Raw genomic sequence first — 25,567 nt, 5'->3', positions numbered from 1 at the left:
CGAAAGACCTGGCAGATGTGTATTTTGGTGGATCTGTCCGTGAGATTCTGCAAATGTTGTGAACATCGCGGCGGGTACTGTGCCTGCCATGGCGAAGATGTTCGTGGGCGCGCGACTGCGCCGACTCCGCGACGAGCGCGGGCTCTCGCAGGCCGCGCTGGCCCGGCGCATCGAGATATCGACGAGCTACGTGAACCAACTCGAGAACGACCAGCGCCCCATCACCGTGCCCGTCCTGCTCGCCCTCACCCGCGAGTTCGAACTCGACGCCGACTACTTCGCCACCGACACCGACGCGCGGCTCGTCGCCGACCTCGCCGAGGCGCTCGGCGCACACAGCGATTCCGCCGAGGTGACGCGCGCGGAGATCACCGAACTCGTCGGACGCATGCCCGCGGTCGGACGAACACTGGTGGCGCTGCACCGCAGGCTCACCGCCGCGACCACCGAGCTCGAAACCTATGGCGGCCGGATCACCGACCCGGGAATCGCGAATGAACCCATGCCGTTCGAGGAGGTGCGCGACTTCTTCTACGACCGCAAGAACTACATCGGCGCACTCGACGAGGCCGCCGAGCGACTCTTCGACGACGAGGACCTGCACATCGGCGGGCTCGATCTGCAACTGGCGCAGGTGATACGGCGGCGCTTTGACATCCGCGTGTCGATCACCCATGACGCCGACCCGCATTCGGCGGTCACGGTACCCAAACGCCGATTCGACGCGGGCGAGAAGGTGATTCATCTCGCCGGCCGCCTGAGCGCCGGACAACGCGCTTTCCAGCTCGCCACCCAGCTGGCGCTACTGGATCAGGGCGCCACCATCGACGACATCCTCGCCGGTGCCGAGAACCTCAGTGCTGCAACGATCCCGGTCGCACGCATCGGTCTCGCCAACTATTTCGCCGGAGCACTGCTGCTGCCCTACGAGCGATTCCGTTCCGCCGCGGAGAGCGCCCGCTACGACATCGAACTGCTCAGCGTGGGCTTCGAGGTGGGCTTCGAGACGATCTGCCATCGGCTCTCGACCCTCCAGCGACCCGGCAGTCGCGGCATACCGTTCATCTTCGTCCGCACCGACCGGGCCGGGAACATCTCGAAACGGCAGTCGGCGACGGCGTTTCATTTCTCTCGCGTCGGCGGCAGTTGCCCGCTGTGGGTGGTGCACGATGCCTTCGCCACTCCGGGACGCATCGTGACCCAGGTGTCGCAGATGCCCGACGGCCGTTCGTACTTCTGGCTCGCCCGCACCACCGGCGACCCGCACGGCTTCCTCACCCCGCGCACCGGCTTCGCGATCGGCCTCGGCTGCGACCTCGCCCACGCCGATCGACTGGTGTACTCGACCGGCGTCGATGTCACCGACACCCGGATGGCCGTGCCGATCGGAGCGGGATGCAAGGTGTGCGATCGCCCGGCATGCCCGCAGCGGGCCTTCCCCCAGCTCGGCCGGGCCATCCACGTCGATGCCACCATCGGCGACGCCGTCCCCTACCGACCGGCGCCCATGTGACCCCTCCGGCAATACCACCGATCGCTCGTTCGGCGGCGTCGGATAGCGTGAGCGGCGGAGGTTGATGCTGGTGTCGGCGACGAATCGCGCTGGGGGTTACGAGTCAGTGGGTCCCGGCTCAGGGGGTTCTGGCTCAGGGGGTTCTGGATCAGCGGATCCTGGGTCCGGGAGCCATCCGCAGACCCACCCGCGCGCAGCCGTCGCGGTGCTGTGCGCGGCCGGGATCGTGGTGGCGTTGATGCAGACGATCATCGTGCCACTGATCCCGCAGCTGCCCGACCTCCTGCACGCCGCACCGTCGGACACCACCTGGGCACTCACGATGACCCTGCTGGCCGGCGCGGTGATCACCCCCATCGGCGGTCGACTCGGTGACATGTACGGCAAACGACGAATGCTGCTCGCCAGCATGGGATGCGTTGCAGCCGGATCGATCCTGTGCGCGCTCTCCGGTGCACTGCTGCCCTTCCTCATCGGACGCGGACTGCAGGGACTCGGATTCGGCACCATCGCACTGGGCATCAGCGTGATGCGCGACATCGTGCCGGCCCGCCACCTCGGCTCCTCGGTCGGCACGATGAGCGCATCACTGGGCGTCGGCGGAGCGCTGGGATTGCCGGTGAGTGCGTTCATCGCCCAGAACATCGGATGGCACGCCCTGTTCTGGTTGTGCGCAGGCGCCGCCGGAATGGCCGCGGTCGGGATCGCCCTGACCGTCCCGGAGAGTCGCGGTCGGGCCGGGGGCCGATTCGATTTGCTCGGCGCCGCCGGTCTGGCGGCGATGCTCGTGTGTCTGCTCCTTCCGCTCTCCAAGGGCGCGAGCTGGGGGTGGACCTCGCCTACGACGCTCGGCGTGGTGATCGCCTTCCTGATCGTCGCCGTCGCCTGGTGGCGCTGGGAGCGCCGCCGCGACACCCCGCTGATCGACCTCGGCGTCGCCCTCGACACGCCGGTCCTGCTGACCAACATCGCGTCGGTGGCCACCGGGTTCGCGTTCTACTCGATGCAGTTGATGCCCATCCAACTCCTCATGGCGCCCACGAGCGCACCGATCGGTCTGGGCTTCGACATGCTGATGGCCAGCCTCGTCCTCGCCCCCAGCGGCATCCTCATGTTCGTGTTCTCCCATGTCAGCGCCTGGCTGACCGACCGCGCGGGCCCCCGGGTCTCGCTGGCCGTCGGCGGCCTGGTCATCGGCCTCGGCTACGTCGTGTTCCTCGTCCTCCTGCTCACCGGCGGATTCACGTGGTGGATCATGCTCATCGTCGCCTGCCTCACCGGAGCAGGCCTCGGGATCGCCTACTCGGCCATGCCCGCGCTGATCATGCGCGCGGTGCCGGTCGCGCAGACCGGCGAGGCCAACGGGGTCAACGCACTCATGCGTGTGGTCGGCACGTCCACCTCGGCCGCGGTGGTGGGCATGGTGCTGACCTGGTCGACGGTGCAGATCTCGATACCCGGCGGCGCGATCGTCGTGCCCGACACCAACGGCTACCTCATCGCGTCGATCGTCTCGCTGGTCGCGTGTGTCGTGGCCGCGGCGCTGGCCATGGCCATCCCCACGTCGCGTCGACTCGAGGTCGAGACGATCGACGCGCTCGGTGGTCGCGACCCGTCTATCCCTGATGGCCCTGACGGTGCCGTGGGCACCACAGACACTGAAGGCCCCGACCGGGCGCGCGAGATCCGCGGCGAAATATCGCCGTAACCGAGCCGTCGTAGCGTGTGGCGGTGGCTGGAACCCTCATTCACAACGCACACGTCATCACCGTCGACGAGCACCGCCGCGAGCTGTCGTCGGCATCGGTGCTGATCGACGGCGCCACCATCACCGCGGTGTCCACCGACCCGATCGACGACCTGCCCGCCGAGGTGATCCACGTCGACGGCAGCGGCTGCGTGCTGACCCCGGGTCTGGTGAACACCCATCACCACCTCTACCAGTGGATCACCCGGGGTCTGGCCGCCGATCACACGCTGTTCCAGTGGCTGACGACGCTCTACCCGATCTGGGCCGGGATCGACGAGACCGCGGTGCACACCGCCGCTCTCGGTGGCATCGGCCAGCTGGTGATGTCGGGCTGCACCACCACCACCGACCACCACTACGTCTTTCCCCGGGAGGGCGGTGATCTCCTCGGCGCCGAGATCGGTGCCGCGGCCACCATCGGCCTGCGATTCCATCCGACCCGCGGATCAATGGACCTCTCGGAGAAGGACGGCGGCCTGCCGCCCGATTCGGTGGTGCAGGGCATCGACGAGATCCTCACCGCCTGCACCGACGCCGTCGCACGCTGGCACGACCCGAGCCCGGAATCCATGCTGCGGATCGCTCTCGCACCGTGCTCCCCGTTCTCCGTCACCACCGACCTGCTCCGCGAGTCCGCCACGCTGGCACGCGAACTCGGTGTGCGGATGCACACCCATCTGGCCGAGTCGCCGGACGAGAACACCTACTGCGACCAGCATTTCGGCTGTACCCCATTGCAGTACATGGAGTCGGTCGGGTGGGTCGGCGACGACGTATGGTTCGCGCACGGCATCGAATTCGCCGACGACGAGATCGCACGCCTGGCCGCCACCTCGACCGGGGTCGCGCACTGCCCGACCTCCAATGCCCGTCTGGGCAACCGGATCTGCCGCACCCGTGAGCTCGTCGATGCCGGTGTACCCGTCGGACTCGGCGTCGACGGCGCGGCCTCCAACGAGTCGGCGCGACTGCTCGAGGAAGCGCATCAGGCGGTGCTGATGGCGCGCGCCCGCGGCGGCCCGACCGCTCTGACCACCCGCACCGCGATCGAGTTGGCCACCCTCGGTGGCGCCCGGGTCCTCGGGCGCGACAAGGAGATCGGGTCAATCGAGGTCGGCAAACTCGCTGATCTCGTGCTGTGGGACATCAGCGGACTCGCGCACGCGGGCATCGACGATCCGGTCGCCGCCCTGGTCCTCGGCGCCATCCCACCGATTCGCGGAACCTGGGTGGGCGGGCGCCGTATCGTCACCGACAACGACCTGGTGACCGCCGACCTCGACGCGGTGGCCGCCGACTGTGCCGCCGAGCATCGTCGCCTGCTGGACAAGGCCGGATAGGAGGAGTCGTGGACCTCAACACCATCAGCTCGTATCGACACGCACACACGCGCGACGACCTGACGCTGGCGCCCGGTGAGCGGATCGTCGCGGGCGGAACGTGGTTCTTCAGCGAGCCGCAGGTGGACGCGACCGGCGTCGTCGACATCACCGGGATGGGGTGGTCCGATATCGAGGATCTGCCCGATGGCGGTCTTCGTGTCGCGGCCACCTGCCCGATCGCGACTCTCGCCTCGTTGCCCGAGCGGCCCGGCCGGCGCGCCCACCCCCTGTTCTTCCAATGTGCGACAGCATTGTTGGCGTCGTTCAAGATCTGGAATGTGGCCACTGTCGGCGGCAACATCTGCCGCTCGTTCGCGGCCGCGTCAATGGTGTCGTTGGCCGTCGCACTCGATGCCGAGGCACTGATCTGGTGTCCCGGCGGGGGTGAGCGCCGCGTGCCGGTGGCCGAACTGGTCACCGGTAACGGCACCAACACCCTGGCACCGGGAGAGGTGCTGCGTGCCATCGACTTTCCGGGCTATGCGCTGCGCGCACGGACCGGCATGCGCAAGATCGCACTCGCCGAGCTCGGGCGCTCCGGTGCGGTGGTCACCGGGCGCGTCGACGAGGACGGCACCGCGGTCTTCGGCATCACCGCGGCCACCGGGTGGCCTACGGTACTGCGCTATCCGACGCTGCCCGATGCGGAGGTACTGCGCGCCGACATCGACTCCGCGCCCGGCTATTACACCGATCCGCTCGGCTCCGCGGACTGGCGCCGCGCGGTCAGCGCGGTGCTCGCCGACGAGATCCGCGCAGAACTCGCCACCGACCCCGGTCGGGGGTGGTGACCGTGCACATGGAGATCAACGGCGAATCCGTCGACACCCGACCCCGCCCGGGGCAGTGCCTGCGAACCCTGTTGCGCGACAACGGCCATTTCGAGGTCAAGAAGGGCTGCGACGCCGGCGACTGCGGCGCGTGCTCGGTGCTGGTCGACGGCACACCGGTACACTCGTGCATCTTTCCGGCGGTGCGCGCCGACGGGGCGTCGGTGACCACGGTCTCGGGCCTGGGCACCCCGGGCGCTCTGCATCCCATGCAGCAGTCCTTCGTCGACAACTTCGGGTTCCAGTGCGGTTTCTGCACCGCGGGGATGATCGTCACCGCGTCCACCCTCGAGCCCGCCGACCTCGAGGACCTACCGCGGCGGATGAAGGGAAACCTGTGCCGCTGCACCGGCTATCGGGCCGTCGATGCCGCCATCCGGGACGGCGTGGCCCGAACCGAACGCGCCCATTGTTCGGAAACCCCGACCGCCGCCGAAACCTGTGCGACCTCGTGCGGCGTCGGCGCGTCCGCCAATCCTCTTGCCGCGCAGCGCGTCGTCACCGGCACCGAGCCGTACACCTTCGACATCGATGTGCCCGGTACGCAGTTCCTGCGCGTACTCGGCTCCCCGCATCCGCACGCCCGGATCACCGCCATCGACACCGCGGCGGCATCGTCGGTGCCCGGCGTCTCGCTCATCCTGACCCACGAGAACGTGAGCACCCGCCGGTTCTCCACCGCCCGGCACGAGTCCCGCGACGACGATCCCGACGACACCCTCGTCCTCGATCCGGTGGTGCGATTCGTCGGTCAGCGCGTGGCCGCCGTCGTCGCCGACACCGCGGCGGCCGCCGAGGAGGCGTGTCGCCTCATCGAGGTGACCTACGAGCCGTTGCCCGCCGTGTTCGATCCGGAGGAGGCCCGGCTGCCGGGCGCGGCACTCGTGCATCCCGACCGCACTCCCGAGGATCGTGTCGTCGATGCCGGCCGCAACGTGATCGCGGCATTCCACGACGGGTTCGGTGGTGATGTTGTTGCCGCACTGGAGGACTCGGCGGCGCGGGTCGGGGGTACGTGGAAAACCGGGCGGGTGTCGCACGCCCAGTTGGAAACCCACGGCACCCTCGGCTGGATCGATGACGACGGCCGTCTGGTGCTGCGGACCAGCACCCAGGTGCCGTTCCTGGTGCGCGACGAACTCGCGCTACTGCTCGAGATGCCGCCCGAGCGGATTCGGGTCTTCGCGGCACGCGTCGGTGGTGGTTTCGGCGGCAAACAGGAACTGCTCACCGAGGATCTCGTCGCGCTGGCCGTCCTGCGCACCGGCCGGCCGGTCGCCTACGAGATGACGCGCACGGAGGAGATGACGCGCACCACCTACCGGCATCCGTTCCGGGTGGGTGTGGAACTCGGCGCCGATGAGACGGGGCGACTGACCGCGATGAAGGTCGACGTCCTGTCCGACACCGGCGCCTACGGCAACCACGCGATCGGGGTGATGTTCCATGCGTGCGCCGAATCGGTGTCGGTCTACAACTGCCCGGTGAAGCGGATCGACGCCGAGGTCGTCTACACCAACAATCCACCGTCGGGTGCGTTCCGCGGATACGGGTTGGGACAGGTGATCTTCGCGATCGAGAGTGCGATGGACGAGTTGGCGCTGACGCTCGACATCGATCCGTTCGAGCTGCGCAGACGTAATGCGGTTGCCGACGGCGATCCGCTGCTCATCGCCCACCCCGAGCCCGAGGACGACCTGGTGTACGGCAGCTACGGTCTCGACCAGTGTCTGGACCTCGCGCAGGCCGCCCTGGCACGCGGCAACGGTGTGGCCGCGCCGGCCGGTCCGCAGTGGCGGGTCGGCGAGGGGATGGCGCTGGCCGCCATCGCGACGATGGCCCCGCGCGGGCACCATGCCACCGTCACGGTGGCTGTCGACGCCGACGGCCGCTACCACATCGGTTCGGGCACTGCCGAATTCGGCAACGGCACCACGACCGTGCAGGCGCAGATCGTGGCGAGCACGATGTCCACCGAGTTGTCCCGTGTATCGTTGCGCCACGGCGACACCGACGCCGCCGCCTATGACACGGGGGCGTTCGCGTCGGCCGGCACCACGGTGGCCGGCAAGGCCGTCTTCGGCGCTGCCCTGCGATTGCGCGAACTGCTGGTCGAGGCGGCCACGAGGCTGTCGGGCCGCGATGCCACCGAGGTGCGCCTGAGCCCGGACGGAGCAGTCGTCGACGCCACGGTGCTCGGCTTCGGCGAGCTGCTCGCCGCCATCGACGCCGAGCACCGTCAGGACTCGGCGACCGGACCGCGCGCCGTGGCCACCGGCATCGAACGCGGCGATCTGCGCTCGATCGCGTTCAACGTCCAGGCTTTTCGGGTCGCGGTGAACACCGAGACCGGCGCGGTGGCGATCCTGCAGTCGGTGCACGCCGCCGACGCGGGCACGGTGATGAATCCCCAGCAGTGCCTCGGCCAGGTGGAAGGCGGTGTGGCGCAAGCCATCGGCTCGGCGCTGTACGAGGAGATCATGCTCGACGGCAAGGGCGTACCGCTGACACCGGTTCTGCGGACCTATCGGGTACCGCAGATGGCCGACATCCCGGTCACCGAGGTGATGTTCGCCGAGACCTCCGACCGCCTCGGGCCCTACGGCGCGAAGTCGATGAGCGAGTCGCCGTTCAATCCGGTGGCGGCAGCTCTGGCCAACGCCATTCGGCGCGCCATCGGCGCCCGCCCGTACGAGACGCCGATGTCCCGTGACCGGATCTGGCGACTCGGTCGGGGATGAATTTTCGGTCACCCGAACTTTTTGTTTCGCCTCGCTTGATCACCGGCCGTTGGTGTGCCACATTGGGCTGGTGAGCCAAGTGGACACCCGCGAGAGCGGATCGGAAGCCGAGTCGACGCGCGGCCGCATCCGCGGTCGTCGCATGCGCTCGCTGCGTCACGTGGCGCTGTTCGGTCCGGCCTTCGTCGCGGCCATCGCCTACGTCGATCCCGGCAACGTGGCCGCCAACATCACCGCGGGCGCGCGCTACGGCTTCCTGCTGGTGTGGGTGCTCGTCGTCGCCAATCTCATCGCGATGCTCATCCAGTACCAGTCGGCCAAACTCGGCATCGTCACCGGCCGCAGTCTGCCCGGTCTCCTCGGGGAGCGGCTGAGTCGCCGCAAACGCCAAGCATTCTGGGTGCAGGCCGAGGTGGTGGCGATTGCCACCGACCTCGCCGAGGTCCTCGGCGGTGCGATCGCCCTCCAACTGCTGTTCGACCTGCCCCTCGTGCTGGGCGGGGTGATCGTGGGTATCATCTCGACGCTGATGTTGTTGCTGCAGAACCCTCGCCGCCAACGCGTCTTCGAGTCGGTGATCGTGGGCATGCTGGCGATCATCGTGGTCGGCTTCCTCGCCGGGCTCGTGGTGAACCCGCCGACCGCCGGCGACGTGCTCGGCGGGATGATCCCCCGTCTCGAGGGGCCCGAGACGGTGTTGCTCGCGGCATCGATGCTGGGTGCCACGGTCATGCCGCACGCCATCTACGTCCACTCGGCGCTGGTCATCGATCGCCACGGGGTCACCGAAAGCCTGCCCCGGCGACGCAAACTCGTGCGCGTCACCCGGTGGGATGTGGTGATCGCCCTGACCATCGCCGGCGCCGTCAACATCGCCTTGCTGCTCCTGGCCGCGCAGAATCTGCTGGGTAAGGAGGGCACCGACACCATCGAGGGCGCCTACCATGCCGTGGCCGACTCGATGGGGCCGGGAATGGCGACCATCTTCGCGATCGGTCTGCTCGCGAGCGGCCTGGCCGCGACCTCGGTGGGGTCGTCGGCGGGTGCGGCGATCATGGCCGGGCTTCTGCACAAGCGGGTGCCGCTGCTGGTTCGCCGACTGGTCACGCTGATCCCCGCTCTCGTCGTTCTCGCGATCGGGGTCGATCCCACATGGGCACTGGTGCTCTCGCAGGTGGTGCTGAGTTTCGGAATCCCGTTCGCGATCATCCCGCTGGGCCGGTTGACGGCCGACCGATCGATCATGGGCGAGTTCGCCGACGGCTGGCCGCTGCGCATCCTGGCCACCGTCGCGTCGGCAATGATCGTGCTGCTCAACATCGCATTGATCGTGCTGGTGTTCACCGGCGCGTGAGGTGACCGGCGACACCCACACACGCCGAACTGTTGACACCCGCAGCCGGTCCGGCTATCACTGTTGAGGCGCTCGATGCGCCCGACGTCCAACCCTGCCGATGTTCGACCCGAGGAGGTGAGATCGCGAATGCCTGCTGGTGACAGTTGCCCCGGCCATCCACCGTTCGTGTGCTCGTCCTCCCGTCGCCCTCACGCCTGAACCACCATGTGGTCCGGGCCGCACGGCCACCCGTATCGGGCATCGGGAGCCTCTTCGAAAGGCGTTGCCCGCCATGACCATCGAGACCCCCGAAATCCTTCTCCGGATCGGCGTCGCCCTACTGTGCGGTGCCCTCATCGGCCTGGAGCGTCAATGGCGTTCCCGCACGGCCGGTTTGCGGACCAATGCCCTGGTGAGTCTCGGTGCCGCACTCTTCGTCGTGATGGGTGCCTTCAGTTTCCACGGACCCGACGCCGATCCGACCCGCGTTGCGGCGCAGATCGTGTCGGGTATCGGCTTCCTGGGTGCGGGTGTCATCATGAAGCAGGGCGTATCGATCTCCGGACTCAACACGGCGGCCACTTTGTGGGCGTCGGCAGCGGTCGGCGCGCTCAGCGGTGGCGGTCTCGTCGAGATCGCGGCCATCGGCACCGCAACGGTGATGATCGCCAATACACTGTTGCGGCCCCTCGGTCGGCTCATCGACCGGTACCCGGGTGACACCGGCCGCGAATCACCTTCGGCCGATTATCTATTCGAGGTCACCTGTCCGCAGAACCACGAGGCTGCAGTGCGGGCCATGGTGTTCGACGCCGTGCATCGCCCGGAGCTCACGGTGCGCTCGATCGCGGCGAAGGACGAGCCCGCCGGCGTGGTGACCATCACCGCACAGGTCCACAGCGCCGAGCGCAACGACCGGGACATCGAGGATGCGCTCGCCGCGGTGGTGCGTGCCGAGCCCGTCATCTCGGTGCGGTGGTCGGCGTCGGAGAGTCCCGGCACCGACTGACCACCGCACCGGACGGTCCCGCTGCGTCGCCGGAGTCAGGCCAGGAGCCCCTTGGCGACGTGGGTCACCTGGATCTCGTTGCTGCCGGCATAGATCATCAGCGACTTGGCATCGCGCGCAAGTTGTTCGACGCGGTACTCGGCCATGTAGCCGTTTCCGCCGAAGAGCTGGACGGCCTCCATCGCGACTTCGGTGGCCGCCTTCGACGAGTAAAGCTTCATCGCCGACGCCTCGGCCAGGCTCAGCGGCTTACCGGCCTTGGCCCGCTCGATCGCACTGAAGAGCATGTTCTGCACGTTGATCCGCGCCACCTCCATCTCGGCGAGTTTGAGCTGGATCAACTGGAAGCGCCCGATCTCCTGGCCCCACAGCTTGCGGTTCTTCGCGTAATCGACACTCAGACGCAGACATTCGTTGATGATGCCCATCGACAGCGCCGCGATTCCGATGCGCTCGGCGGTGAAACCGGACTTCGCCCCCTCGGAGCCGCGCGCGTCGGACCCGGTGTCCTCTGTCTCGCCGAGCAGGCGGTCCCGGCCGAGGCGGACGTTGTCGAAGAACAGCTCGCCGGTGGGCGAACTCATCATGCCCATCTTCTTGAATGCCTTGCCCTGGGTGAGCCCTGGCATCCCCTTGTCCAGGACGAACGAGAGCACCTTGCGATCGCGCATCGGGGTGTCCGAGCCGTCGTCGAGCTTGGCGAAGACGACGATGGTATCGGCGTACGGGCCGTTGGTGATGAAGGTCTTCTGCCCGTTGAGCAGATACTCGTCACCGTCGCGGCGCACGGTGGTCTTCATGCCGCCGAGGGCATCGGAGCCGGAGTCGGGTTCGGTGATCGCCCAGGCCCCGACCTTCTCCATGGTGACCAGTTCGGGCAGCCACCGCTTCTTCTGCGCGAGGGTGCCCTTGCCCCGGATCGCCGACGCCGTCAGACCCATGCTGACACCCATCGAGCCGACGAGACCAAGGCAGACCCCGGCCAGTTCGATGTTGACGATCATGAACATCGAGCCGGCCATGCCGGCTCCCCCGCCGCCCGAGGGCTTCTCACCGGCCGCCTCGGCCTCGAGTTCCTTTTCGAGCGCATCCTTGGCCATCGCGTCGACACCGAAGGTGGACAACAGCTTTCGGGTGATGTCGTAGGGCGGGAGCTGACCGGTCTCGAGTTCGTCGATGTGCGGGCGGATCTCCTTGTCGATGAATGCCCGCAAGGCGTCGCGCACCATCAGATCTTCTTCGGACCACTCGAACATCGACACCTCGCAGGATCATCGGACAGCAGCGTCGGCTGCCATGAGAACTTGTTTCAGTCCAACTGTGTCAGTCGTCACGATCAGCGTCAAGACACAGAATGGCCAATATGTTTCTTCCTATGCCCCAACAGTTGGCAAGGATAATCCACTCAATCCGGACACCCGCTTGACCTGCACTTTCACAACTGATCTCCTTATCACCGACGGTGTATGGAACCCGGTGTGATTCCGGGACGGTTGCGCCACTGTGAACTCGTACTCACGGGTCAGTCAGACACATCGCCGTCGACCCACAGCCAGACAACCGGGGCGCATCACCCCGAGGAGGTCCCGATGAGTACTCACGTCGCCACACCGCATCCCGGTGTCGCCGTCTCCCCCGAAGCCCTGTCGCGCACACGCGTTGCACTGATCTTGGGGATCACCGTCCTGTTGGCCCTCCTCGCGTATTACTTCATCGGTGTCGACGAAGGCATGAGCTCGGTGTTCGGACACACCATGGTCGTGCACGAGTGGGTTCACGACGCCCGCCACTTCCTCGGCTTCCCCTGCCACTGAGCCGGATTCATGACCGAACTCCGCGTCATCGGGCGCGGAGCCCTTGCCGGACTGATCGCCGGCATCCTGGGCTTCGTCTTTGCTCGTGTCTTCGCCGAACCCGTCATCAACAAGGCCATCGACTACGAATCAGGCCGCGACGACATCCTCAACGCACTCAACCAGGCAGCCGGTCGGGCGACCGAACCCGATGGTCCGGAGATCTTCAGCCGGACGATCCAGTCGACCGTGGGCATCGCCACCGGCATCATCGGCTTCTCCGTCGCGATGGGCGCTCTGGTGGCCGTTGCCTACCTGATCCTCATGGGCCGTACCGCACTGCGCGCGCAGTATCTGTCCTGGCTCATCGCAGGCTTCGGCTTCCTCGGTATCTACCTGCTGCCGTTCGTGAAGTACCCGGCCAATCCGCCGGCGATCGGGCACACCTTCACGATCGACACCCGCGGTCAGCTCTACCTCGCAATGGTCGCGATCTCACTCGTCCTACTCGGCCTCGCGGTGTACGTCGTGCACCGTCTGCACCGCCGGATCGGAACGCAACGTGCGATTCTCGTGGCCGGAGTCGGCTTCCTCATACTGTTCGGCATCGTTCTGGGCGTCCTGCCATCGCTCGGTGATCTGTCAGCAAACGTCGACCACTCCAGTGAGTTCGGCTTTGCACGCGCCGCCACCGAGACACCGCAACCCATCACCAACATCCTCGATCACCCACTCACGATCGACGGAAGGGTCTATGCGCCAGGGCAGATCGTCTATCCGGGCTTCGACGCCGACGTGCTCTGGAAGTTCCGGTGGTATTCGATCCTGAACCAGGCTCTCGTGTGGCTGGTCATCGGAATGGTCTTCGGTGCCCTGATGAACCGGATGCATCCCTCGACCCCGCAGACCGTCGGCGAGCAGGCTACGCTCGTCCGGCAGTGACCACTCTCGATGACCTCGGCCCCTTCTTCGCCGTCCGCACGCATGCCCGCGGGCAACGGTGTGATGCCCCGTGGCTCACAATGGCCGCTCTCATTGAGGATCCGCACATGCTGGAGGCGCGGGTGGAACGTGTGCGCGCCGCACTCGGGGCCGGCGCCGCGGCACCCGTCGAGCAGAGGGTGGCCGCATCGGTGACCCACCTCGGGCTGGTCGCCCGTCTCATCGCTCCGATGATCGCCGTGGCTGCGCTCGACGAACCGCCGATCTCGGTTGCGGCGGAGGACCTCTGGTGGCAGGACGAACTGGGCGGGCCGTATCCGCTGTCGGTCACCGCCGCCGCGACCGACGTGCGGCCCAACCCGGCCGACGGAGTCGTCGGTGCACTCACCGACGCCGTCGGCGACGGCTTCGGCGTGAGTGGGCGAACGCTCTGGGGCAACGTCGCCTCGGCGACCAACAGCGCCGCCAGACTCATCGCGACGGCGCGCCCCGAACAGGGCGCTCTCGCCGTCGCCGCGGCCGACCGTGTTCTCGCCGAGCCCCATGTCGAGGACGGGCGGTTACGCGCGGGACCGAGATTCCGCCGGCGCAGTTGCTGTTTGATCTATCGGGTCAGCGGCGATCGGGGCGCCGTCTGCGGTGACTGCGTACTCATCTGACCCACCCACCTTCTCGGCAGACCCCACGAACGCACCAACGTCCGCCCTGCACGTGTGCACGGGGCGGACGTTGGTGCAGAGATCAGCTGTGTGCCGCGGCCGGCGTCGCCACCCGCTGAGATGAACCGGACCGGCTCAGCCAGGTCATGATGCCCGCGAACGTCGTCGTCAGGACGGTCCACAGGATCACCTGATTGGCGATCACATACACCCGGAAGTCTCCGATCACAGCTCCCGGGAATCCGGGGAAGACGATCGTGTCGCCGTTCATGACCGGCTCGGGAACCTCGTGGAATTCCGGCAGTAGCGCGATCGCGATGGTCACGACCACCAGGTAACCGACGGCGGCTGCCGCCGTGGCCGCGAGCCCTCCCCAGCGTTGCCGCAGCCAGAGCGCGAGCACGACCGCCGCGATCACCGCGACCACCGAGATGACGGTGAGGGTGAGATACGCCGTCGACCGGGCACCGATGGTGTCGTCGTCGCCGACGGCCGGCGGGTTGGCCGGATACGCGAAGAACGGCACCCCGAAGACCGCGACGAAGCCGAGGAGCCCGATCAGGGCCGCGGCCCAACGTGGGTCCGCTCCGGTGCGGTGATGCGCCAGGTAGGTCCACAGGATCGTGAACGCGATTGCGAAGAACGCGCCCATCGACACCGCGAACACGATGGTCCCCACACCCGCGCCGATGTTCTCCTGCACCGAGCGGGTGAACACCTCGGCGCCGTGCTCGTGGCCGCCGTGCCCGTGCGCGGTCATCAGGGCCTCTTCGGCCTCACTGCGTCCGTCCTCGTAGTCGATGGCCTTGGCCACCTGCGGCTCGATGAAGATCCGAGCGAAAACGTAGGCGACGATCCCGGCGACCAGTCCTGACAGCAGGCCGGCGCCGATGAATTTCTTCTCCATGTTCGGTTGTCTCCCGTGCTCGTTCGATCAGTGGCAGGGGAAGCCGAGGAAGTGCCGGGAGTCGTGCACGAATTCATGGATGTGGGTGTCGTTGCCGAACACCGACCAGGCACCTTGGTCGTAACCGATGAAGTAGTAGGCCATCGCGGCGAGGATGAACGTGGCGGTCAGCCACAGGGCTGCCGACGCGACGGAGAGGTCGGGTACCGCAAGGGCCCGTGCCTTGTTCTGGTGGGTGGTTGCAACCATCGGAGGTCCTTTCGTGGGATGACGCGTCCCAGCGCTTGTCGGATCGATGCTCGGCGGAATCCTGACTCGTCGGGCGGGGGTGACTCCCCGGCCCGGCTCACAGTGGCGCGACCGTCCCGGACTCACACCGGGTTTCCGTCAGCATCTGGCGAGAACTCTATACCCGACAAATGTGACCGGCACGACCCATCGGACAAACCGAGCAGAACACCGCCACTGCGATTTGTCGGAGGGGGCATGGATGATGGGTGAATGGCTTCGCCGTCGGTCCTCGATCGCTTCACCGCGCCCACGCGGCGCTGGTTCAGCGGCACCTTCGCCGAGCCGACCGCCGCTCAGACCGGGGCGTGGTCCTCGATCGCCGACGGCAACCACACGCTGGTCATCGCCCCCACCGGTTCGGGCAAGACCCTCTCGGCATTCCTGTGGGCCCTCGACCGGCTCGCGGCGCGCCCGGATCGGGCACGCGGCACCCGGGTCGTCTACATCTCACCGCTCAAGGCCCTCGCCGTCGACGTCGAACGCAACCTGCGTGCACCGCTGACCGGCATCACCCGCGCGGCGCAGGAACTCGGCGATCCCGAGCCGGCGATCACCGTCGGCCTGCGATCCGGGGACACGCCCGCCGCGACCCGCCGCAGCCTGGTACGCACACCCCCGGACATCCTCATCACCACCCCGGAGTCGCTGTACCTGATGCTGACGTCCTCGGCGCGGGAGACACTGACCGGCGTCGAGGCCGTGATCATCGACGAGGTCCATGCGGTGGCCGGCACCAAGCGCGGCACTCATCTGGCGCTGTCCCTCGAGCGTCTCGACGAGTTGTTGGAGACGCCCGCACAGCGCATCGGATTGTCGGCGACGGTTCGCCCGCCCGAGGTGGTCGCGGGCTTCCTGACCGGTGCCGCGCCGTGCACGATCGTGCGTCCACCCGCGAGCAAGACCTTCGATCTTCGCGTCGACGTGCCCGTGGAAGACATGGCCAACATCCCGCCGCCCCCGGACGCACCTGGTTCCGAGGATCTCGACGACGCGTTCTCCCCGACCGCGGGATCGCTGTGGCCCTACGTCGAATCGGCGATCGTCGATCTCATCGAGGCCAATCGCACGACCATCGTGTTCGCCAACTCCCGTCGCCTCGCCGAGCGACTGACCGCACGGCTCAACGAGATCGCCGAATCCCGCAGCGCGCCGGCCGCGGTGCCCGCCGCAGCCAACCCGCGGGTCGCCGGGGGCGCTCCGGCCATGGTGATGGGTAGCGGCGCGTCCTCGGCGGCCACGACCCTACTGGCCCGGGCACATCACGGGTCGGTCAGCAAGGAGCAGCGCGCCGAGATCGAGGACGAACTCAAGACCGGCCGGTTGCGATGCGTGGTGGCCACCAGTTCGCTTGAGCTCGGAATCGACATGGGCGCAGTGGATCTCGTCGTCCAGGTCGAGGCGCCGCCGTCGGTGGCCAGCGGTCTGCAACGCATCGGCCGGGCGGGGCACCAGGTCGGCGAGATCAGTCAGGGCGTGCTGTTCCCCAAACACCGCACCGACCTCATCCACTGCACCGTGGCGGTGTCGCGCATGCGGCAGGGCGAGATCGAGGAACTGCGGGTACCCACCAACCCGCTCGACGTCCTGGCCCAGCAGACCATCGCCGCAGCTTCGATCGACGAACTCCACGTCGACGAATGGTTCGAGGTCGTGCGCCGCAGTGCACCGTATCGGGAGCTCGGCCGCGGCGTGTACGAGGCGACCCTCGATCTCATCTCCGGACGATTCCCGTCCGACGAATTCGCCGAACTGCGTCCACGCGTCACCTGGGACCGCGAACGCAACGTGCTCATCGGACGTCGCGGCGCCCAGCGGCTCGCCGTCACCTCCGGTGGCACCATTCCGGACCGTGGGTTGTTCGGTGTGTTCATGGTCGGCGAGAAACAAACGCGGGTGGGCGAACTCGACGAGGAGATGGTCTACGAGTCACGCGTCGGCGACGTCTTCGCGCTCGGAGCCACCAGCTGGCGGATCGAGGACATCACCCACGACCGTGTGTTGGTCACTCCGGCGTTCGGGCAACCGGGACGCCTGCCATTCTGGATCGGTGACGCCGTCGGTAGGCCGGCCGAACTCGGCGCCGCCATCGGCCGGTTCACCGGTGAGATCGCCGATCCCGCCGAACTCGATCGCCGCGCCGACGAGCTCGGTCTGACCACCTACGCCCGCGACAACCTCGGTGCGCTCATCGCCGAACAGCGCGAGGCCACCACCCATCTGCCCACCGACCGCACGCTGGTCGTCGAGCGGTTCCGCGATGAACTCGGCGACTGGCGGCTGATCCTGCACTCCCCGTACGGCTTACGTGTCCATGCGCCGTGGGCCTCGGCCATCTCCGCGCGCCTGAAGACGACGCTCGGCCTCGACGGCGCCGTCACCGCCTCCGACGACGGCATCATCGTGCGACTCCCCGACACCGACGACAACCCGCCGGGCGCTGCGGTGTTCACCATCGACCCCGATGACATCGAGCAACTCGTCACCGATGCGCTCGCCGAGTCGTCGATGTTCGCCTCGCGGTTCCGCGAGTGCGCCGCCCGCGCATTACTGTTACCGCGCCGCGATCCCGGTCGGCGTGCGCCCCTGTGGCAACAGCGTCAGCGCAGCGCCCAATTGTTGGCCGTGGCCTCGGAATTCCCGGATTTCCCGATCGTGCTCGAAGCCGTCCGGGAGTGCCTGCAAGATGTCTACGACCTGCCCGCGCTGATCGACCTGCTGCGCGGTGTGGCCACCCGCCGGGTGCGGGTCGTCGAGACCGAGACGGAGTCACCGTCGCCGTTCGCGGCATCGTTGCTCTTCGGCTACGTCGGTGCCTTCATGTACAACGACGACGCGCCGATCGCCGAAAGGCGGGCCGCGGCACTGTCTCTCGACACCGCCCTGCTCGCCCAGCTCCTCGGCCGTGTCGATCTGCGCGAACTCCTCGACCCGGGAGTGATCACGGAGGTGACCAACCGCCTGCAACGACTCGAACCGTCGAGGCAGGCCCGCGATGCCCAGGACGTGGTCGATCTGTTGCGCTGGCTCGGGCCGCTGACCACCGAGGACGTCGATGCCCGATACCGCGGCGACGACCCCGACGCGGTACCTGCAGGCGCCCAACCGGTCGACGCGGCAACGGTTCTCGCCGCGCTGCACCGCGACGGCGCCATCATCTCGGTGAGCCAACGGGGGCGTGCGCTCTGGGCCGCGATCGAGGACACCGCTCGGCTGCGTGACGCGTTGGGCGTACCCGCTCCGCTCGGGGTTCCCGCGGCGTTTCTCGAACAGGTCGCCGACCCGGTCGGCGACCTCGTACACCGTTACGCCCGCACACATGGTCCGTTCACCGTCGACGAGGCGGCCGACTCACTCGGACTCGGCGTCGCCGTCATCCGCGACGTGCTGGTACGCATGGCCGGCGAACGCAAGGTCATCGAGGGCGACTTCCTGCCCGAGGCGAGTGGTACCCAGTGGTGTCACAGCGATGTGCTCGGCCAGATCCGGCGCGGATCGCTCGCCGCGAGCCGCGCCGAGATCGAGCCGGTCGACGACGCCACCCTGTCGCGTTTCCTCGTGGGGTGGCAGCACGTGGCACCACGCAAGGCCGGCCGTGGCGACCACGATGATCGGCTGACGGGGGTCGACGGGGTGTCGGTGGCGATCGATCAGCTTGCCGGACTACCGCTTCCGGCGTCGGCATGGGAATCGTTGATCCTGCCGTCGCGCGTCGCCGACTACAGCCCCGCCATGCTCGACGAGCTCCTCAGTTCCGGTGAGGTGGTCTGGTCGGGCGCCGGACGCATCGGCGGTGCCGACGGTTGGATCCGGTTGTGCCCGGCCGATCTCGCCGAGGTGCTCCTTCCCGAGCCCGACGAGATCGACACGACCGACGTGCATCGACGCCTGGTGGAGACCTTCACCGGTTCCGGCGGCTTGCGATTCGCACAATTCGTGGGCGACTTCACCGACCTCGACGCGACCGCCGCCGCGTCGACGACCTCGATCACCGCGGAGGTCGAATCGGGACTGTGGGATCTCGTGTGGTCGGGTCGTCTGTCGAACGACTCGTTCGCACCGGTACGTGCGCTGCTCACGCCGCGATCGTCCGGCGGATCACGCACGGCCCCGGCGCACCGCTCCCGGGCCCGCGCTCCCCGACTGCGCTCGTCGCGACTCACGACCCGCCATTTGATCTCGACCACTCCGGCGGTGACGACCCCCGCCACCGTGGCCGGTCGCTGGTTCACCCTGCCCGATCGCGCCACGGACCCGACCGTGTCCACCCAGGTTCTCTGCGATCAACTGCTCACCCGGTACGGCGTGGTGACCCGCGGCTCGGTCGTCGCCGAAGGGGTGGTCGGCGGATTCGCACGGATCTACAAGGCCCTCAACATCTTCGAGGACAACGGATTCGTCCGCCGCGGATATTACGTTGACGGACTCGGCGGAGCGCAGTTCGCCGCCACCGCGACCGTCGACGAACTACGACGCCACACCCTCGACCATCGGGATGACTCGACGCAGACCGCGGTCGTCCTCGCCGCCACCGACCCGGCGAATCCCTTCGGTGCCGCCCTGTCGTGGCCCGAACGCCCCGAGAGCGGCCATCGACCGGGGCGCAAGCCTGGTGCGCTGGTGGTACTGGTGAACGGTGCGCTCACGATCTACGTCGAACGCGGCGGAAAGACCGTCCTGACCTTCGACGACAGCGAGAGCGTATTGCGTTCGGCAGCGCATGCTTTGGCCGGAGTCGTACACGACGGCCGGGTGTCGCGGCTGGCGATCGATCAGATCGACGGTGCCGAATCGCTGCGGTCCGACCTCGCTGCGATCCTCGTCGACGCCGGCTTCTCGACCACACCACGCGGTCTGCGCCTACGGTACGGACACCATGCCCGAAGGTGACACCGTCTTCCGGGCTGCCGCCCGTCTGCGCGGCGCACTGGCCGGAAAGGTACTCACCCACACCGACTTCCGGGTTCCTCGGCTGGCGACCCGGGATCTGACCGGCGGGTTGGTCACCGATGTCCGCTCGCGCGGCAAGCACTTGTTGATCGACGTGTCCCGCGACGACCTCGACGTTCCCGTCAGCATCCACTCGCACCTCAAGATGGAGGGGATCTGGGATGTGCATGCCCGCGGCGCGAAATGGCGTCGGCCCGGTCACGAGGCGCGAGTCGTACTGCGTACCGAGACCACCGAGGCAGTCGGCTTCGCGCTCGGCATCCTCGAACTCCTCACCGCGCCGGAGTCCGACCTGGCCTACCTCGGCCCCGACCTGCTCGGCGCGGAGTGGGATGCCGCCGAAGCCATACGCCGCATCGAAGCACACCCCGACACCCCTATCGGCCTGGCACTGCTGGACCAACACCTGATGGCCGGCGTCGGCAACGAGTATCGCTGCGAATTATGTTTCCTCCGAGGCGTTCTCCCCGAACGACCGGTCGCCGACGTCGACGTTCCCGCGATGGTCGATCTCGCCCACCGCGTCCTCTGGGCCAACCGGATGCGCACCGCGCGAACCACCACCGGCGCCACCGGCCCGCACGCCCGCGTCTATGTCTACGGCCGACGCGGTCGCCCCTGCCGCCGATGCGGAACCCTTATCCGCCGCGGCTTTTTCGGCCCTCCCGGCGAGGATCGGGTCATCTACTGGTGTCCCCACTGCCAGTCCTGACCATCGTTGCACCGAGAACTCTCGCCAATCAATGCCCCGGCTATCCCCCTGACGTCGGTGCGCCGCCCCGATGTCGGTGCGCCCTGTCCCATGTCGACGCACCCTCCCCGAACGTCGAGCAACCCCCTATTCGATGGCCGAGAACCCCTGCCCCCAATGCTGAACAATCCACCCTCACCGATGGCCTAGCAACCCGCCCTACCCGACCGTCGAGCACTCTACCCCCGATGGTCAAGCACTCCACCCGGCCCGACAGCCGAGAACCCTTCCCCCGATGGTCGAGGTGCACGGCGCCCCAGGCGCCGGGCCTCGAGACCCGGCGAGACAACAGGCCTCCCAACCACATCGAAGCAAGGCAAACGAAAACCACACCCCCTACCACACCCCACCGACAGAACATCAGCACCGAAACTCGTTGTCCACAAGCACAATTGATCAAAACACCCTTGCGTCAAACACCCTGGCGACGTATACTGGACCCATCACACCGATCAGCCACCGGGGAGGGGCCATGATCGACACCACCACAACTCTTGACATCAAAGATGTTGACGCCGAATCAGTCTTCGCCACCATCGTCACCCAACTCAGCGACCTGCAATGGAATCCGGACATGACCGGCCCCCAAGCTTTCGGCGCGATGAAGCAAGTCCTGCTGCTCCGCAATCTGGTCGATCACCACGCCACCACCCTCACCGGCGAAATGGATCGGTTAGGCGTGGCCGACCACAAAACCACCCGACTGCGAGAATTGTTGATCAGCATGGGTTTCGCGCCATCGGTCGCCTCGCGATATGTGCGTGTCGCCGCCACCGATGACGTCGGCCTGTTAATCGCGCACGCCGCTGACGGGTCCATCTCGTCCGAACACATCGACGCCATCATCCGCGGACTGGCGCACATCGACACCCGCTCCCCCGAACCCCTCGACACCGTCCAACGGTGTGAATACCTCCGGAAGCTGCTGTCGCACTACTTCGCCGGATTCACCCCCGCCGAGATCAACCTCTACGCACGGCAGCTGGGTAACGAGTTGGCGGCCGAAACACCCAACGGGCTACCGGCCGCCGAAGACAAGACGATCAACTCCTACACCGACCGCATCACCGACGACGGACGGCTGGAAATCTCGGCGAACCTCGACATCATCGCCGGCGAAAAGACCCGCACCCTGATGGAAACCCTGTCGGCGCCGAAACCTCAACCCGACGGCTCGCCCGATCCGCGGACACCCGAGCAGATCTGTGCTGCCGCGTTCGAGACGATCGTCGAACTCGCGGCACAAGGATTGGCCGACACCACCTTCTCCGCCAAACCGACCAACGGCCTGTTGTGGACATGGTCGGCCGACAACCCGGCACTCGGCGGGGACCTGCAGAACATGGGCGCGATCACCGAAGCGACCGCCAAGTTGTTGTCGTGCGACACCACCATCACCAAAATCGTGCTCGATCCCAACGGTGTACCGCTCAGTCTTGGTGAAGAGAAACGCTTCTTCACCCCCGGCCAACGGAAAGCCTTGGTGGTGCGGGACCGCGGATGCATCAAATGCGGTGCCCATGCCGGACGCTGCCAAGCACACCATGTGCGGCACTGGGCCGATGGTGGTCCCACCGACCTCGACAACGGATGCCTGCTCTGCACCAGCTGTCATGATGATGTGCACCACCATGGCTGGGACATCATCATGGGATTCGACCGACACCCCTGGCTCGTCCCACCCGCCAGCATCGATCCGAAACGACGACCTGTGCCGTCGTATCACCGACGGACCATGCGACTCGACGACACCGCAGCCTGATTCCCGCACCCGGCCTGGCCGGGACCGCATCTGTTGTTTGAGAATTCCATAGTGAAATCCCCACCCGATGGTCGAGGTGTTCGAGCGTCGGTGGCCCTGGAAGCCCTTCGGCACAAGGGGTCTCGAGGCTCGTCGCTAACGCTCCTCGGCACCTCGACCATCGGAGTGGGAAGGGCTGGGGCATTCCCGCACGGGGAGGCTTCGACCACCGGATGGACGACTCCCCTCCGCTGGTCGAGGTGCGAGCCGCGTGCGGCGAGCCTCGAGACCACCAGCGCCGACGCTGAATTCGGTCCACCGTGCACCGGAAATCTATCGGCACAACAGGTCTCGAGGCTCGTCTCTAGCGCTCCTCGGCACCTCGACCATCGGAGTGGCAAGGGCTGGGGTATTCCCGCATGGGAAGGCTTCGACCACCGGGATGGGAACGGTCCCCCCGCTGGTCGAGGTGTGAGCCGCGTGCGGCGAGCCTCGAGACCGCTTGCACCGAAGCTGGATTCGGGACACGATGGCCCGGAAACCTATCGGCACAAGGGGTCTCGAGGCTCGTCGCTAGCGCTCCTCGGCACCTCGACCACCGGGATGGGACGGCCATCGGACACGACGCCCGGGGTGGGAACGGTTCCCCCGATGGCGTGATTCAGACCGGGTAGCGCTCCGGTTCGGGGCCGAATTGGAATCGGCGAGCAGAGATCTCGTCGACCGTGATTTCGACATAGTTGTACTTGATCGTCGGAATCCACGGCTGCAGCGGCAACTCGTCGGCAGCGGCGATTTCGTCACCGCGGGACAGAATTCGTGCCGAGCCCTTCGCGACGACACTCCATCCGGTCGCACCGTCACCATAGAAGTCGGACTCGAAGGCCACGTGGGAATTGACGACGAGCTCCGACAGTTTGGTTCCCTCACCGGTGCGGAAGAGAATTCGTTTCTCGCCGGCGTAGTAGTTCACCGGGAAGATGTCGGGCTGACCCCCGACACTCACCGCAAGACGTCCGACTTCCTTGGAGGCGAGCAATGCCCAGGCCTCGTCGACGGGAAGCTCCTGAACCGGGTTGTCCACCATGACCTCTCCTTTTCCCATAACCCATTGTCCCTCCGCGGCATCACCGGCCACAGGGGCAAAGGTCCCGGCAAAGCAGACGCACCGTCAGTTGTCGGGTACGGGCACCGGTTCGAGAATCTCCTGGCGGGACTCGGGCGCCGCGGCGCGCAACGCATCGGCCGAGGCGTCGTCGGGCTGCTGCTGCGAGGCGATCTCGGCAGCCACCCGCGCGTTGTAGGTCTCCACCTCGAAGGCGATGCGCTCGGCGTCCCAGTCGAGTATCGGCGCGAGGAGTTCGGCGACCTCCTGGGCACAACCGACGCCGCGATGCGAATACTCGATGGCAATCCGCGTACGGCGGGCCAGAACGTCCTCGAGATGCAGTGCCGCCTCGTCGATCGCCGCATAGACGACCTCCACGCGCAGATACTGCGGTGCGGCCGCCAACGGGCGCAGCAGCGAGGGATCGGCATCGGCGTAGTACAGCACGTCGTCGATCAGCGATCCGTACCGATTCAGCAGTCGTCGAACCCGGTAGGGATGCAGGCCGAAACGCTTCCCGAGATGTTCACACTGATTGATGAGCGCAAAGTAGCCATCGGCGCCGAGCAGCGGAACGCGTTCGGTGATCGACGGCGCGACCCGTGTCGGGATGTAGTCGTCACACGCGTCCACCGCGTCGGCAGCCATCACCCGATAGGTCGTGTACTTGCCCCCCGCGATGGAGACCAGCCCGGGCGCCACCCGCGCGACCGCGTGCTCCCGCGACAATGTCGACGTCGACTCGTCCTCACCGGCGAGCAGCGGCCGCAGACCCGCATAGACACCTTCGATGTCGTTGTGGGTGAGCTTGGTGACGAGTACTTCGTTGACCCGGTCGATGATGTAGTCGATGTCGGCCCGGGTGGCGGCCGGGTGCGCGAGGTCGAGATTCCAGTCGGTGTCGGTGGTGCCGATGATCCAGTGTGTCTCCCACGGGATGACGAACAGCACCGACTTCTCGGTACGCAAGATGATCGCCGTTTCACTGACGATCCGGTCCCGGGGAACGACGATGTGGACGCCCTTCGACGCGCGCACCCGGAAGTGACCGCGCTGATGCGAAAGTGCCTGCACTTCATCGGTCCAGACGCCGGCGGCGTTGATGACGCAGTGCGCACGCACCTCCGCGGTATCGCCGGTCTCGCTGTCACGGACACGCACGCCCATCACCCGGTCGGCCTCCCGCAAGAACCCGACCACCTGCGTCGACGTGCGGATCACCGCACCGTAGTTCGCCGCCGTCCGCGCCACCGTGAGACTGTGGCGGGCGTCATCGACCACGGTGTCGTAGTAGCGGATCCCGCCGATCAACGAGTCGCGCTTGAGGGCAGGCGCAACCCGCAGCGCACCCGACCGGGTCACATGTCGTTGTCCCGGAACGGACTTGGCACCACCCATCCGGTCATACAAGAAGATCCCGGCAGCAACATACGGCCGTTCCCACACCCGCCGCGTCAGCGGATACAAGAACGGAAGCGGCTTCACCAGGTGCGGTGCGAGAAGCCGCAACGACAGTTCCCGCTCGGCCAGGGCCTCGCGGACCAGACCGAATTCGAGTTGTTCGAGGTAACGCAGCCCACCGTGAAACATCTTCGACGACCGGCTCGACGTACCGGAGGCGATGTCGCGGGCCTCGACGAGCGCAACCCGCAATCCCCGGGTCGCCGCATCGAGCGCAGCTCCCACGCCGACGACACCACCGCCGATCACGACGATGTCGAATTGCTCCTCGGATAACCGCCGCCACGCCTCGGCGCGGTGCAGCGGGCCCATATCGGCAGGTCGATCGGGATTGAACTCGGAGTTCATAGTCCGTCAGCGTAATTGATCTCGGCGTGGGGCACCGCGTGCGACACTGGCGGCGTGG

General features: G+C 67.1%; 18 protein-coding genes and 1 riboswitch. Of the genes, 13 read left to right on the top strand and 5 right to left on the bottom strand.

The features are described from left to right. Nucleotides 1-88: 88 nt before the first annotated feature. From J6U32_RS12240 to J6U32_RS12210, 7 genes are all read left to right on the top strand, one after another. Nucleotides 89-1,513: a short-chain fatty acyl-CoA regulator family protein gene (locus J6U32_RS12240; protein WP_208795680.1), complete on the top strand. Its 1,425-nt coding sequence runs from the start codon at nt 89-91 to the stop codon at nt 1,511-1,513. 205 nt (nt 1,514-1,718) lie between these two features. After that, complete coding sequence (locus tag J6U32_RS12235; protein ID WP_208795679.1) at nt 1,719-3,221, top strand: MFS transporter; 1,503 nt, start codon at nt 1,719-1,721, stop codon at nt 3,219-3,221. 17 nt (nt 3,222-3,238) lie between these two features. Next, nucleotides 3,239-4,603 (top strand): 8-oxoguanine deaminase, encoded by a 1,365-nt coding sequence (locus tag J6U32_RS12230; protein ID WP_208795678.1) that lies wholly within the window; start codon nt 3,239-3,241, stop codon nt 4,601-4,603. A gap of 8 nt (nt 4,604-4,611) precedes the next feature. Further along, a complete protein-coding gene (locus J6U32_RS12225; RefSeq protein ID WP_208795677.1) occupies nt 4,612-5,436 on the top strand; it encodes an FAD binding domain-containing protein in 825 nt (274 codons plus the stop codon). A gap of 2 nt (nt 5,437-5,438) precedes the next feature. Continuing rightward, entirely contained in the window at nt 5,439-8,216 is a 2,778-nt protein-coding gene (locus tag J6U32_RS12220; RefSeq protein WP_208796082.1) for a molybdopterin-dependent oxidoreductase, read from the top strand. Between the two features lie 70 nt (nt 8,217-8,286). Next, nucleotides 8,287-9,570, top strand: a complete 1,284-nt coding sequence (locus J6U32_RS12215; RefSeq protein WP_208795676.1) for an Nramp family divalent metal transporter — start codon at nt 8,287-8,289, stop codon at nt 9,568-9,570. A 274-nt stretch (nt 9,571-9,844) separates the two neighbouring features. Then, entirely contained in the window at nt 9,845-10,561 is a 717-nt protein-coding gene (locus tag J6U32_RS12210; protein WP_208795675.1) for an MgtC/SapB family protein, read from the top strand. A gap of 35 nt (nt 10,562-10,596) precedes the next feature. On the opposite strand, the gene J6U32_RS12205 is transcribed toward J6U32_RS12210, so the two are convergent. Then, nucleotides 10,597-11,817 (bottom strand): acyl-CoA dehydrogenase family protein, encoded by a 1,221-nt coding sequence (locus J6U32_RS12205; RefSeq protein WP_208795674.1) that lies wholly within the window; start codon nt 11,815-11,817, stop codon nt 10,597-10,599. Between the two features lie 333 nt (nt 11,818-12,150). Between J6U32_RS12205 and J6U32_RS12200 the strand changes: the two genes are divergently transcribed. From J6U32_RS12200 to J6U32_RS12190, 3 genes are read left to right on the top strand one after another with little or no spacing between them, the layout of a single operon-like run. Continuing rightward, nucleotides 12,151-12,375 (top strand): CbtB-domain containing protein, encoded by a 225-nt coding sequence (locus tag J6U32_RS12200; RefSeq protein ID WP_208795673.1) that lies wholly within the window; start codon nt 12,151-12,153, stop codon nt 12,373-12,375. A gap of 9 nt (nt 12,376-12,384) precedes the next feature. After that, the gene (locus J6U32_RS12195; RefSeq protein ID WP_208795672.1) at nt 12,385-13,296 is read left to right on the top strand and encodes a CbtA family protein; all 912 of its coding nucleotides are present in this window, start codon (nt 12,385-12,387) and stop codon (nt 13,294-13,296) included. Then, nucleotides 13,293-13,955, top strand: a complete 663-nt coding sequence (locus tag J6U32_RS12190; protein ID WP_208795671.1) for a (2Fe-2S)-binding protein — start codon at nt 13,293-13,295, stop codon at nt 13,953-13,955. The genes J6U32_RS12195 and J6U32_RS12190 overlap by 4 nt, the downstream gene beginning before the upstream one ends. Before the next feature lie 82 nt (nt 13,956-14,037). Here the strand turns inward: J6U32_RS12190 and J6U32_RS12185 are convergent, their stop codons facing one another. Next, the gene (locus J6U32_RS12185) at nt 14,038-14,862 is read right to left on the bottom strand and encodes a CbtA family protein (protein ID WP_208795670.1); all 825 of its coding nucleotides are present in this window, start codon (nt 14,860-14,862) and stop codon (nt 14,038-14,040) included. Between the two features lie 27 nt (nt 14,863-14,889). Beyond that, nucleotides 14,890-15,111 carry a CbtB domain-containing protein gene (locus J6U32_RS12180; RefSeq protein ID WP_014359551.1) on the bottom strand — a complete coding sequence of 74 codons (222 nt, stop codon included), beginning with the start codon at nt 15,109-15,111 and terminating at the stop codon, nt 14,890-14,892. Between the two features lie 34 nt (nt 15,112-15,145). Then, nucleotides 15,146-15,307, bottom strand: a riboswitch (cobalamin riboswitch). Nucleotides 15,308-15,363: 56 nt separating this feature from the next. Between J6U32_RS12180 and J6U32_RS12175 the strand changes: the two genes are divergently transcribed. The 3 genes from J6U32_RS12175 (at nt 15,364) to J6U32_RS12165 (ending at nt 22,613) form a co-directional block, all read left to right on the top strand. Then, entirely contained in the window at nt 15,364-20,040 is a 4,677-nt protein-coding gene (locus tag J6U32_RS12175; protein ID WP_208795669.1) for an ATP-dependent helicase, read from the top strand. Then, nucleotides 20,027-20,812, top strand: coding sequence for a DNA-formamidopyrimidine glycosylase family protein (locus J6U32_RS12170; protein ID WP_208795668.1), 786 nt, complete (start codon nt 20,027-20,029; stop codon nt 20,810-20,812). Before J6U32_RS12175 ends, J6U32_RS12170 begins: the two co-directional genes overlap by 14 nt. 511 nt (nt 20,813-21,323) lie before the next feature. Then, a complete protein-coding gene (locus J6U32_RS12165) occupies nt 21,324-22,613 on the top strand; it encodes an HNH endonuclease (protein ID WP_208795667.1) in 1,290 nt (429 codons plus the stop codon). Nucleotides 22,614-23,253: 640 nt separating this feature from the next. Here J6U32_RS12165 and J6U32_RS12160 read toward each other — a convergent pair. Together J6U32_RS12160 and glpD are read right to left on the bottom strand one after the other, a co-directional pair. Then, nucleotides 23,254-23,679 (bottom strand): pyridoxamine 5'-phosphate oxidase family protein, encoded by a 426-nt coding sequence (locus tag J6U32_RS12160; RefSeq protein WP_006367485.1) that lies wholly within the window; start codon nt 23,677-23,679, stop codon nt 23,254-23,256. 84 nt (nt 23,680-23,763) lie between these two features. Further along, nucleotides 23,764-25,509 carry a glycerol-3-phosphate dehydrogenase gene (glpD, locus tag J6U32_RS12155; protein WP_208795666.1) on the bottom strand — a complete coding sequence of 582 codons (1,746 nt, stop codon included), beginning with the start codon at nt 25,507-25,509 and terminating at the stop codon, nt 23,764-23,766. Nucleotides 25,510-25,567: the final 58 nt, after the last annotated feature.

Origin of the sequence: Gordonia polyisoprenivorans (assembly GCF_017654315.1) — a bacterium.
GTDB lineage: Bacteria > Actinomycetota > Actinomycetes > Mycobacteriales > Mycobacteriaceae > Gordonia > Gordonia polyisoprenivorans_A.
Note: the sequence above shows the minus strand (reverse complement) of the source record. Positions and strands in the feature narration are given on the sequence as shown.

What these genes read in the sequence shown, in the direction of transcription:
- J6U32_RS12240 (WP_208795680.1), top strand. Translation starts at nt 89, where the DNA reads ATGGCGAAGATGTTCGTGGGCGCGCGACTGCGCCGACTCCGCGACGAG.
- J6U32_RS12210 (WP_208795675.1), top strand. Translation starts at nt 9,845, where the DNA reads ATGACCATCGAGACCCCCGAAATCCTTCTCCGGATCGGCGTCGCCCTA.
- J6U32_RS12205 (WP_208795674.1), bottom strand. Translation starts at nt 11,817, where the DNA reads ATGTTCGAGTGGTCCGAAGAAGATCTGATGGTGCGCGACGCCTTGCGG.
- J6U32_RS12200 (WP_208795673.1), top strand. Translation starts at nt 12,151, where the DNA reads ATGAGTACTCACGTCGCCACACCGCATCCCGGTGTCGCCGTCTCCCCC.
- J6U32_RS12195 (WP_208795672.1), top strand. Translation starts at nt 12,385, where the DNA reads ATGACCGAACTCCGCGTCATCGGGCGCGGAGCCCTTGCCGGACTGATC.
- J6U32_RS12185 (WP_208795670.1), bottom strand. Translation starts at nt 14,862, where the DNA reads ATGGAGAAGAAATTCATCGGCGCCGGCCTGCTGTCAGGACTGGTCGCC.
- J6U32_RS12180 (WP_014359551.1), bottom strand. Translation starts at nt 15,111, where the DNA reads ATGGTTGCAACCACCCACCAGAACAAGGCACGGGCCCTTGCGGTACCC.
- J6U32_RS12175 (WP_208795669.1), top strand. Translation starts at nt 15,364, where the DNA reads ATGGCTTCGCCGTCGGTCCTCGATCGCTTCACCGCGCCCACGCGGCGC.
- J6U32_RS12170 (WP_208795668.1), top strand. Translation starts at nt 20,027, where the DNA reads ATGCCCGAAGGTGACACCGTCTTCCGGGCTGCCGCCCGTCTGCGCGGC.
- J6U32_RS12165 (WP_208795667.1), top strand. Translation starts at nt 21,324, where the DNA reads ATGATCGACACCACCACAACTCTTGACATCAAAGATGTTGACGCCGAA.
- J6U32_RS12160 (WP_006367485.1), bottom strand. Translation starts at nt 23,679, where the DNA reads ATGGTGGACAACCCGGTTCAGGAGCTTCCCGTCGACGAGGCCTGGGCA.
- glpD (WP_208795666.1), bottom strand. Translation starts at nt 25,509, where the DNA reads ATGAACTCCGAGTTCAATCCCGATCGACCTGCCGATATGGGCCCGCTG.